Origin of the sequence: Kitasatospora sp. NPDC059571 (genome assembly GCF_042735675.1) — a bacterium.
Taxonomy (GTDB): domain Bacteria; phylum Actinomycetota; class Actinomycetes; order Streptomycetales; family Streptomycetaceae; genus Kitasatospora.
In genome coordinates this window covers 1-8913 of the sequence record NZ_JBHWBW010000330.1, presented here as the reverse complement: position 1 = coordinate 8913, position 8913 = coordinate 1, and the positions used below count along the sequence as shown (strand labels likewise).

Here is an 8913-nt window from a genome sequence, read left to right as displayed (position 1 = left end):
GTGTCCGTAGACCTCGTCCACCTCGACCACGATCGCGCTGCGCGGCGGCTTGCCGACCGCGGTGAGCTGCTCCAGCAGGCGTGCGTCGGTCGTGCTCGATACCGAGGGCCTCGTACAGACTCAGCCTCATGCGGACGCCCGTCGAGGGGACACGATGTCGACGGCCAGGGCCACCCCAAGCAATCGACAGTGGCGACACGCGCGGCGCCGCCATCGCGCTCGATCAAAGCGATGGCGGGGGATCAGCAGCTCGTGGGGTAGGGGGACGTTGACGGCCTCGAGCAACGGCGCAGCCGACCACGGCGCGGGCGAGGTCGGCGATGGAGGCCGCCCCGCCCGCGCAGATGGCCATCAAGCTGGCGCCCGAACCCTCAGCACCGCGCCTCTTCCCAGGCCGCGTACTGTGCGGCCAGGTGGTCAGTGGCTGATCTTCAGCATCGAGGGTCGACCGGAAGCCCTTGCGCCTAATGTGTCATCAGCACTGGGGGATGTTGCTGTCGCGGTTCACGGTGTGGGCGTTGTTGTCGACGTAGCCGGCGAAGGCGTATCCCGGCGTGTACGTCCATCCCGAGGCGCCGTTGTACCAGACGTAGGTGATCTGGTACCAGGTGTTACCCCAGTTACCGATGCTCTGGCCGACCTTCCAGCAGTGAGCGTAGATCCAGGAGCTGGGGGAGGCGTCCGCAGCCCCGGTCTTGGCGCTGGTGTTGGCGTCCTTGTAGATGCCGACCCAGTTGCTCGTGGTCAGCTGGACGCTGTCGTCGGCGGAGGCGCTTCCCGCTGCTGTGAGCAGCCCGCCCGCGGACAGCGCGACGATTGCAGCAAGTGCTCCGGCGCGGCGTCCCAACGTGAGCCTCATGTCTTGTCTCCTCGGTGTCTGGGTGTTGAGGTCTGCCGGTGCGGCGGCGCCTGCCGCACCGGTTTGTCGTTCTTGGCCCGGCCGTTGACCCGGAACTGTCCCGCAGCCCGCGATCGAGATTTATCATCGATGCGCGCCAAGGTGTCCGGTACCCAGGACAGCGTTGTACGTCGAAGAACAACGGGCGGGGGGACGTCTCGTGGGTCGAACGGACGCGTCGGACGACGGTGTTCAGGCACGTCGCACGGCGATCGACGAACTCGCAGGTGCCCTGCGAGGGCTGCGCATGGATGCGGGTGAACCTTCGTTCCGAGCCATGGCGAGGGCTTCGGGAAGGGTGTCCGCTACGACCCTGCACGACGCCGTCAGTGGTACCCGGCTCCCGACCTGGCCCACGGTCGCCGCCTTCGTCGATGCCTGCGGCGACGACAGTGCCGCGTGGAAACAGCAATGGTCGAGGGCTGCGCGAGTCTGCCACCCGGAGCAGGGTGCCCCGGACTCGGCTACCGCCCCGGCCAAGGCGGCCGCGCCGTCGGCGGCCGAGGAGCCGGTCCCACCGGAGGCGCAGGTACGGCCGGCTCCACCACCGGTGAGCGAGCTCCGGTCGACGCGGCCGCGAGGCCCTCTCGTGCTGACGATGCTTGTCGGGATCATGGTTGGGGCCTGCGCCGCGTCGGGGATCAGTGCCTGGGTCACCCCAGAGCCCCGCACGTGCCCGGCGATGACCGCGGTCGTCAAGGTCTACGTGGCTGCAGATGCACGTGCCGTGAACCCCGCGAGCACCCCGGGCCCGGCTCATACGTAGAGCATCCGTGGAGCTCGACCATGGGCAGACCAAGTTCCACGACGCATGGCCAACGAACAGCGCCGACCGGGCGGAGAAGGCCGGCCTGGTGGTCGTCAACTGGGTCGTCTTCCGCTCCAGCGATCAGAACCTCACGCTGCCCGGCACCGTCATCGAGATGGCCTCCCGCATCGGCGAACCTGTCCTCCTCGGTTTGGCCGCCCTCGCCGTCCGCAGCCGCGTGAAGCACTGGGCGCGAGCTCGGCCTGACCGCAAGCACCCGCAACTCCTGACGGCCCGACGACAACCTCCAGCAGCACAGGTACGCCACCCCCAGGTCGTGGTAGCTGAACTCCAACGACCAGCATCGACTGACCCGCGCTCCAGGCCGAAACTGGGCCTGCAAGATCAGCGACCGCTGGAACACCAACACCGTCTGCGCTGGCACGACCGCCCTGGCCTCGGCCCGCAGCGCGATCCGTACCGGTGAACATCTGCTGCCGGTACTCGACTCGTGAACACAGCCACTCGGGCGCTGTCCGAGGGGACGCAGGTCCGGGTCGCTCTGGTCTACTGGCGCAGCGTGGCGGGGTCGATGTCGAGTTGATGAGGCTCCCTGGATTTCCCCACCCCACGCTCGGGTGTTCCTCAGAGCTGCTCGCGCGATTCCCCACCTTGCTGATGGGAGGGCCTGGAACCCCGCCCTCCCACGCGTGGGATCGGCGCTATACCTGCGGGACCACAGCGTCGCTCCGACGGACGCGGGCGATAGTGCGGTCGTAGAGACGGATGCCGAGCGTACGCCACAGTACGCGGGCCGGGGCGGGCATCTGCGACAGGAACAGCCGGCGTTCCTGCGCGGTCGCGTCCTCCAGGATGGCGCCCAGGAAGATCAGCAGCTTGGCTTTGGGGACGCTGCGGCGCCCGCGTTCACCGACCTCGGTCCATTCGCGGGGCGTGATGTGGCGGGCCATCAGAGGCAGGAGGTGTTCCTCCTCGTCGTCCATGTGGTCGGCGGCATGCCGGTCGAGCGTGCGCAGGGCTTCTGCGAGGTTCCGGGCGGTGTCACCGTCGGCCCCGGTGCGCCAGCGGTGCGACAGTTCGGTGGCAGTGGCGAGCGCGCCGGCGATGGCCTCGTGCTGGTCGGCCATCCGCGCCACGACGTCTTCGTCGGGGGCTGCGCGCTCGCGCAACTTGGGCCACAGCAGGTCGTCCTCGCCCTCGTGGTGTTCGCCCAGGGCGCCGAGGACCAGGTCGAGGTGGTCGGCAAGAACGGCCGTGCGCCGCCGGTCGCCGGGGGCGGCAGCCTCGATCAGGTCCGCCAGGAGCGGTATCTCCCGGCGGAAGACGCGGTGCAGGACGACCATCTCCTGCGGGTCCAGGCGCTCGTTGGCGGTGGCCGGGTCGGCGGTGGCGGGCATCGGGGTCCACTTCTGTGAGGGAACAGTGATCATTGCGGGAACCCGCAGCCTAGTGACGCCGGCCCGGCCGCCTGTAATCAGGCCAAGCCAACAACCCGCCGGCGCGGCCCCAGCCGAGCACCCGCACCCTTGCTCGCTGAAGTCCTCACTTGCTTCAACGGGGGACTATCCGAGGAGTTGAGAGCGAGGCCGGGGAAATTCGAGGATTCTCATCAGAGTGGGAACGGGTCGGTGAGAGCAGTGGTCTCGCCGGCCCGGACGAGGCGGTCGGTGTAGGTGCCGCGCTCCAGGTGGCCGAGGTGGAGGCGGGGTACGGGGTCGGGTTTGAGTCGCCAGTAGTGCTCGATGCCGGCCGCCGCATACAGGGCGGGGTTCAGGTGGACGTCGGTGGGGCGGGTGGCGGGTTCGACGATCTCGACCACCAGGACGACGTCGGAGCAGTCGAAAGTGAGATCGGCCCCGGCGGCGAACTCGCTGTCGGCCACCACCAGGTCAGGGACCAGCAGACCGCCAGGAACCATGACATTCACGGCCCCGAGCACCTCCAACTGCCCGCCGGCGGTGTGGGCGGCGGCGTCCAGGAGTCGGGCCAGACGGCTCGCGGCACGCTGGTGTCCGCCCCCGGGAACGGAACTCAGCAGAGCTGCCCGCCGACCAGCTCGCCCCGTTCGTACCCGTCCCCTGGCATCGCCAGGACGTCGCCAGCGGTCCAGGGACCGCCCCGCTCGCGCGCGGTGACACCCACCTTTCCCCACCTCCTTCAGCGCCGTCATGGTTCCCGGGAGGCGAGGCTCGGCCCGCCGTGAGGGGATACGGCGGCCGAGCTGGTGCGCAGGCGACCCCGCTCCCCTCGACGGTACGGCTGGTCGGGCCGACACGTGCTGCTACAGGTGAGGGCCGATGACCAGGACGGTGATGACCTGAACGTCCTCGCCCCGGTCGCTCTTCTCGTCGGGGCCGTAGGTCCAGTAGATGCGCCAGGCGCCGGGGGTGTGGTTCTCCACGTAGGAGTCCCAGACCTTCTCACCGGTGTGGCCAGGGAAGTTCTCGTACTGGTGGGAGTGCAGGCCGGGGTAGCGGGGGTCGGTCTGCAGGAGTGCCAGCGCCTTGCGGGTCTTCTTCAGCTTGACCGCATCGGCCTTGGGGCCGGCGGCCAGGCGCTGGAGCACAGGGCTTCGGCGTAGTCGAGACTTGAGCGGGTTACCCCGATTTGTTCTGGTGGCAGTCCGGATGCAAAGCGGGCACTGGCTTCCCTGGGTGGCGATAGGGGGCCCGACGGTGGGGTCATGGCCCGCAATTACCCCGGGTTCACTGAGCGGGTCTTCACGCGGGGCGCACCGTTAATACGGTGGTGGTGGGAGCGGGTGAGTTGCTTGGATCGGCGCATGGAGAACTCGATCTGGGACGCGTTGCTGCCGGTGGTCCGGGAAGAGGTGGACGAGCTGATCAGGAGTGGTCGGCGGCTTCACGCGGTGAAGCTCGTCCAGGAGGCGCACCCCCGGCCGCGTCCTCAGCTGCGCGACGCTGTGGAGGTGATGAGCGGGCGCGCGGCGGAGCTGCAGGAGCCCGGATGGTGAATATCCGACCGGCAGGGCTTCAGCGTTCTCGTGTGGGGCGCGGTTCGTGGCGGTCTGTCAGCTTGGTGGGGTCCCGGAACGTGGCAGGCACGAACTTCCAAGATCGTGGAGTTCTCGACGCCCCATGATCCGACTGGAAGACCGTGCCTGCCGACGCATCATCGCCGATCCCGCCTGCTCTTGACCAGCTCCGCCGGCAGCCCGAGCCCCGGCCCGAGGAGATCCCGGGCCTACTGGAACAGTTCGCAGAGGTGCCGGATCCCCGTGACCGCGCGGGGTGCGCCACGCCTTGTCAAGTCACAGGGAACGCAGGGCGATCACGCAGCACGCCCGGATGCGACGCCGCTCCCGCGATCAGGGCAGGTCGACACCGTCACCGACCTGTTGTTCGACCCACACCGTCTTCCCGCGGCGGCGTACCGGACGCCCCAGCGGTCCGCGAGTTGCGACACGATGTAGAGTCCGCGGCCGCCCTCGTCCGTGGTCCGGGCGTGGCGCAGGTGGGGACTGGAGGCCTCGCCATCGCTGACCTCGACACTGAGACGGTCGGCATGGATCAGGCGCAGCCGACATGGAGGATCGCCGTAGCGGACCACGTTGGTCACCAGCTCGCTCACCACGAGCTCGGTGGTGTACACGGCCTCCTCGGGCAGGCCCCAGCGTCCGAGCTGCGTCCGCACCAGCGCCCGGGCCTGCGCCGGGGCCCGCTCGTCGGTATCCAGGACCAAGTCCGCGGCGTCGTCGCGGTCCAGTCCGGCCGCCCGGGCCAGGAGCATGACCGCCGCTCCCGCCTGCCCGGTGTCGCCCGACGCGAGCAGGATGTGGTCGCACTGCTCGCGTAGAGAGCGTTCGGCGCCGGCAAGGTGCGCCAGCAGGCCCTGTGCGCCGAGGGCGGCGTACAGGGCCGGTGTGGTGAGCGCCAGCACCGTGCCGTCGGGGACGGGCATGGAGGCCGCGGCGAAGGGAGCGGTCTCGGAGGTTCCCAGCGCCGGTCCGTCCGGCAGGTCCACCTCGGCGAGGGCGTCGTCGGGAGAGATGAGGACCAGGGCGGCGTGGCCGGCGCGGGCCGCAGTGAGGGTGCCGGACGCCGGGTCGTAAATCGCGCACAGGCGGCTCGCGACCAGCGCCGCGTGCGCAGCGGGTCGGCCGCGGGCAGCGCACGGCGCTCCGCTGCCAGTTGCCGGGCGGTCTCGTCCAGGCGGGCCAGCAGCTCGTCCGGTTCCAGGTCGAGGGCGGCCAGACAGCGCAGCGCGATGCGCAGCTGTCCCATTGCCGCGGAGGTATGAATGCCGGAGCCGTCGACCTCGCCGACGACGAGCGCGGTGCGGGCGCCCGACATGGGGATGATCCGGCTGACCGCCCCGGCCGCGCAGCCAGGCCAGCACCGGCAGAACCGGTCGAAGGGACCCAACTCCCGCGATGCCGTAGAGATGCGGCAACAGGGCTTCCTGGGCAGCTTGTTGGCGTCGACACCCTTTGGGCTACCAAGAGGCCCTGCTTTCATGCGCGGCACCCGCCGCAGTCACCCGATCGGGACTCCCGTTCGATCGACACGCCTCGTGATCGGTACAGCGATTTCTCAGACCTGGGTGGCGATCCGCGCGAAGCTCTCGGGGTCGCGTAGTCCTACGCAGTCGTTTGCCCAGAATGCCTCGGAGTAGACGAATGTGCCGGTCATCCAGGGCTCGTACGACGACAGCTTCGCGACCTGGAACCCCAGATCCGGAATGCGCAGCGAGGGTGAACGGAACCCACACGAGCTGGCCCGCTGGAAACCACGCGTCCCGTAGTACGTCGGCGAGCCCTCCAAGAAGACCAGCGGCACTCCGCGGTCGTCAGCTGCTTTCAGGGCTGCCTTGATCAGCTGGGTGCCGACGCCGTGGAGCTGGTGGTCCGGGTGGACGCCCAGGGGTGACAGGCTGACGACATCGACCAGCTGGGGCATGGCATCCAGGCGGCAGGCGCTGAGCATGACGTGCCCGACAACCTGATCACGCCGCGTCGCGACGAGCGAAATCGGCTCGATTGCGCCCGGCGCGTCGCGAAGCGCGTCCACCAGGCCGGGGACGCGTTCCGGATCGCCGAAGGCAAGTGCATGTACGCGGCGTACTTCCGGATGATCTTGGGCCTGCTCAGGCCTGATCCCGTATGCGAAGCTCATAATTGGCAGGGTAGGCAGCCATACGCGTGCAGGCGAACGGACTTGCGGACACCGGGGCGAACGGTGCCACTCCCACCGCACCAGCTGGGAACCTTCGTTCGGCCATCAGACGAACTTCCCGGTTCGGCAACGGCTTTTCAGGCCCGGCAATCGGGCCACCCCCGCCCCGGACCTACCCATTCCCCTGGCCTCACCACACCTTCACCTGGCGGTGCAGGCGGCAGGCGAGTTGCGGCGGTCAGGCCCCCGGCTTCGACGAGGACCGCTACAAAAGGCACAACGCCCTCGAACGGGCCATCAACAAGCTCAAGCACCGTGCGTGGCCACTCGATACGACACGCTCGGTCACGTGTTCCTCGGCACCGTCACGGCGGTCGCCATCATCATCTGGCTGGGGGGCTTGAAGTCGCTCACAGCACAAACGGCTGGTAGGCCAACGCCTGGTCAACGACTTCGGCTGCTGTCGGCTCTTGCCTGCCCTTCGGCCAGAAGATCAATCCAGCAACGTAGCCAGTCGGGCAGCCGAGCCCCCTGTCGAGCTCGTCCAGCACGCGCTGCATCTCGTCCTCGTCGTACTCAACATCCATGACGTTCTGCACCAGCGTGACCGCTGTCTCGCGCGTCATCTGCAACTGAACCCACCCTTCAAGAGCAGAAGCACCCTACTCAAGCGCAAGATCGGCCGGACAGCTCCTACGTGACCGCCGCTCGCGAGGGAGGGCCTGCCAGGAGGTGGGCTGCGACGGCCAGGGCCGACGTGGTCGCGGCCGCCCATGGCAGCAGGCCGAGGACTCCGCCCGCCTGCTGCCAGAGGCTGAACAGGCTGAAGGCAGCGGTCAGCGGCAGCAGGGCGAGCCCGGCGGCTGCGGCGTCGAGGCGGCCGCGGGCTGCGCACAGGACGGCCGGCAGCAGGGGCGCGAGCAGCAGGAGGAGCGGCCGCCACCCGTCCATCAGGTGCCGGGTGTCGTAGCGCCCCTGTGCCTGCGTCGCAGCGAAGCCGGCGGCCGCGCCTGCGAGCACCAGGAGCGGTCGGGCGTGGCGTCGCGGTTCGTCGAGCAGATCGGGCGGGGCGGCGAGCAGCAAGCCGCCTCCGGCGAGGTACGGCATCAGGGCGGTCGCCGTGTAGAGGACCCACCAGCCGGTCGGGGCGTCCTGCGCCGCGAGGGCGATCCGCAGGGCGCCGAGCAGGGCGACGGCGACGGCCAGGACGCGGGCGGCGCGCCAGGCTCCGAGGGCGGCCGCGGCGGCGAGCAGGGCGGGGACAACGGTCAGGCCGAGGACGGCGAGGTGGTCGGGCAGGTCGGCCCAGGGCGGGGTCAGGCCGGACCTGGCGGCGACGCGGATCTCGTGGGTGCGGGGGTCGGCCAGTCCGGGGACGGGGCCGGCACCGAGCAGGGCGCCGGCGAGCAGGGGCGCGGCGGTCGCGAGGAGTCGGCCGCCGAGGGTGGTGGCGGTCAGGCGGGTGCGCAGCCGCAGGCCGTAGGCGGCGAGGTCGAGTGCTTCGCGGGCGGTGGCGAGTCGGCCGGCGTCGGCGGTGGTGTCGGCGAAGACCTCGGCGAGTTCGGCTCCGCGGTCGCGGCGGTAGTGCGCCGGGTAGGCGGCGAGGGCGGTGCGCAGGGCCACCGTGCGGGTGGTCACGCGAGGGCCCGGCGAGTGTGGGCCGCGGGGCCGCCGAGGCGGCGCTGGGCCTCGGCGGCGACGGCGCGCAGCCGTTCGGCCTCGGTGGCCAGGACGTCGCGTCCGGCGCCGGTGAGGGCGTAGCTGCGTCGGGCCCGGCCGTCGATGACCTCCTCGGCGGCGACCTCGATCAGGCCCTGCTGGAGCAGCCGGTCGAGTGCTCCGTAGAGGGTGCCGGTGCGCATTGCCACCCGCCCGCCGGAGATCGCGTCGATTTCCTTGATCAGCGCGTATCCGTGCCGGGGGGCGTCGGCGAGGGCGGTGAGCAGCAGCAGGGTGGATTCCTGCATTGCGCGTTCTGTCATGCGACTACATATACCGCTGAGCTGCGTATGGGTGCCAGTGTGCGGCGTGGCGGGCGGGCGGGGGGGCCCCCGGGGACCCGGCCGGGGGGGTTGGGGGGTGTACCCGCCCGGGGGCCGGGGTGGCCCCGG

General features: G+C 70.2%; 12 protein-coding genes and 1 pseudogene. 3 read left to right on the top strand and 10 right to left on the bottom strand.

Translation table 11 applies throughout. From position 1 onward, the window contains the following. Positions 1-475: 475 nt before the first annotated feature. Positions 476-859, bottom strand: a complete 384-nt coding sequence (locus tag ACFV0G_RS28240; RefSeq protein WP_380553920.1) for a hypothetical protein — start codon at positions 857-859, stop codon at positions 476-478. 199 nt (positions 860-1058) lie between these two features. On the opposite strand from ACFV0G_RS28240, the gene ACFV0G_RS28235 reads away from it, so the two are divergent. Both ACFV0G_RS28235 and ACFV0G_RS28230 read left to right on the top strand, forming a co-directional pair. Further along, a complete protein-coding gene (locus ACFV0G_RS28235; RefSeq protein ID WP_380553916.1) occupies positions 1059-1664 on the top strand; it encodes a helix-turn-helix domain-containing protein in 606 nt (201 codons plus the stop codon). Between the two features lie 7 nt (positions 1665-1671). Further along, positions 1672-2133: a hypothetical protein gene (locus ACFV0G_RS28230; RefSeq protein ID WP_380553913.1), complete on the top strand. Its 462-nt coding sequence runs from the start codon at positions 1672-1674 to the stop codon at positions 2131-2133. A 235-nt stretch (positions 2134-2368) separates the two neighbouring features. Here the strand turns inward: ACFV0G_RS28230 and ACFV0G_RS28225 are convergent, their stop codons facing one another. The 3 genes from ACFV0G_RS28225 to ACFV0G_RS28215 form a co-directional block, all read right to left on the bottom strand. Continuing rightward, on the bottom strand, positions 2369-3064 hold the full coding sequence (locus ACFV0G_RS28225) for a hemerythrin domain-containing protein (RefSeq protein ID WP_380553910.1): 696 nt from the start codon (positions 3062-3064) through the stop codon (positions 2369-2371). Between the two features lie 212 nt (positions 3065-3276). Next, on the bottom strand, positions 3277-3645 hold the full coding sequence (locus tag ACFV0G_RS28220; protein ID WP_380553929.1) for a Uma2 family endonuclease: 369 nt from the start codon (positions 3643-3645) through the stop codon (positions 3277-3279). A 303-nt stretch (positions 3646-3948) separates the two neighbouring features. Continuing rightward, positions 3949-4233, bottom strand: coding sequence for a hypothetical protein (locus ACFV0G_RS28215; protein WP_380553907.1), 285 nt, complete (start codon positions 4231-4233; stop codon positions 3949-3951). A 216-nt stretch (positions 4234-4449) separates the two neighbouring features. Here ACFV0G_RS28215 and ACFV0G_RS28210 point away from each other — a divergent pair, with 216 nt between their 5' ends. Further along, on the top strand, positions 4450-4641 hold the full coding sequence (locus tag ACFV0G_RS28210; protein ID WP_380553903.1) for a hypothetical protein: 192 nt from the start codon (positions 4450-4452) through the stop codon (positions 4639-4641). Positions 4642-4958: 317 nt separating this feature from the next. Here the strand turns inward: ACFV0G_RS28210 and ACFV0G_RS28205 are convergent, their stop codons facing one another. From ACFV0G_RS28205 to ACFV0G_RS28180, 6 genes and pseudogenes are all read right to left on the bottom strand, one after another. After that, positions 4959-5765, bottom strand: coding sequence for an ATP-binding protein (locus ACFV0G_RS28205; RefSeq protein WP_380553926.1), 807 nt, complete (start codon positions 5763-5765; stop codon positions 4959-4961). 53 nt (positions 5766-5818) lie between these two features. Then, positions 5819-5980 (bottom strand): annotated as a pseudogene (locus ACFV0G_RS28200) (SpoIIE family protein phosphatase); the annotation flags it as partial. A gap of 240 nt (positions 5981-6220) precedes the next feature. After that, positions 6221-6802, bottom strand: a complete 582-nt coding sequence (locus ACFV0G_RS28195) for a GNAT family N-acetyltransferase (RefSeq protein ID WP_380553900.1) — start codon at positions 6800-6802, stop codon at positions 6221-6223. Positions 6803-7212: 410 nt separating this feature from the next. Next, entirely contained in the window at positions 7213-7428 is a 216-nt protein-coding gene (locus tag ACFV0G_RS28190) for an e9imm peptide (RefSeq protein ID WP_380553923.1), read from the bottom strand. A gap of 67 nt (positions 7429-7495) precedes the next feature. Next, positions 7496-8440 carry a hypothetical protein gene (locus ACFV0G_RS28185; RefSeq protein ID WP_380553897.1) on the bottom strand — a complete coding sequence of 315 codons (945 nt, stop codon included), beginning with the start codon at positions 8438-8440 and terminating at the stop codon, positions 7496-7498. Further along, a complete protein-coding gene (locus tag ACFV0G_RS28180) occupies positions 8437-8784 on the bottom strand; it encodes a PadR family transcriptional regulator (RefSeq protein WP_380553894.1) in 348 nt (115 codons plus the stop codon). Before ACFV0G_RS28180 ends, ACFV0G_RS28185 begins: the two co-directional genes overlap by 4 nt. Between the last annotated feature and the right edge of the window lie 129 nt (positions 8785-8913).

Coding starts and splice junctions, on each gene's coding strand:
- ACFV0G_RS28210 (WP_380553903.1), top strand. CDS start 4,450: ATGGAGAACTCGATCTGGGACGCGTTGCTGCCGGTGGTCCGGGAAGAG.
- ACFV0G_RS28190 (WP_380553923.1), bottom strand. CDS start 7,428: ATGACGCGCGAGACAGCGGTCACGCTGGTGCAGAACGTCATGGATGTT.
- ACFV0G_RS28195 (WP_380553900.1), bottom strand. CDS start 6,802: ATGAGCTTCGCATACGGGATCAGGCCTGAGCAGGCCCAAGATCATCCG.
- ACFV0G_RS28225 (WP_380553910.1), bottom strand. CDS start 3,064: ATGCCCGCCACCGCCGACCCGGCCACCGCCAACGAGCGCCTGGACCCG.
- ACFV0G_RS28240 (WP_380553920.1), bottom strand. CDS start 859: ATGAGGCTCACGTTGGGACGCCGCGCCGGAGCACTTGCTGCAATCGTC.
- ACFV0G_RS28180 (WP_380553894.1), bottom strand. CDS start 8,784: ATGACAGAACGCGCAATGCAGGAATCCACCCTGCTGCTGCTCACCGCC.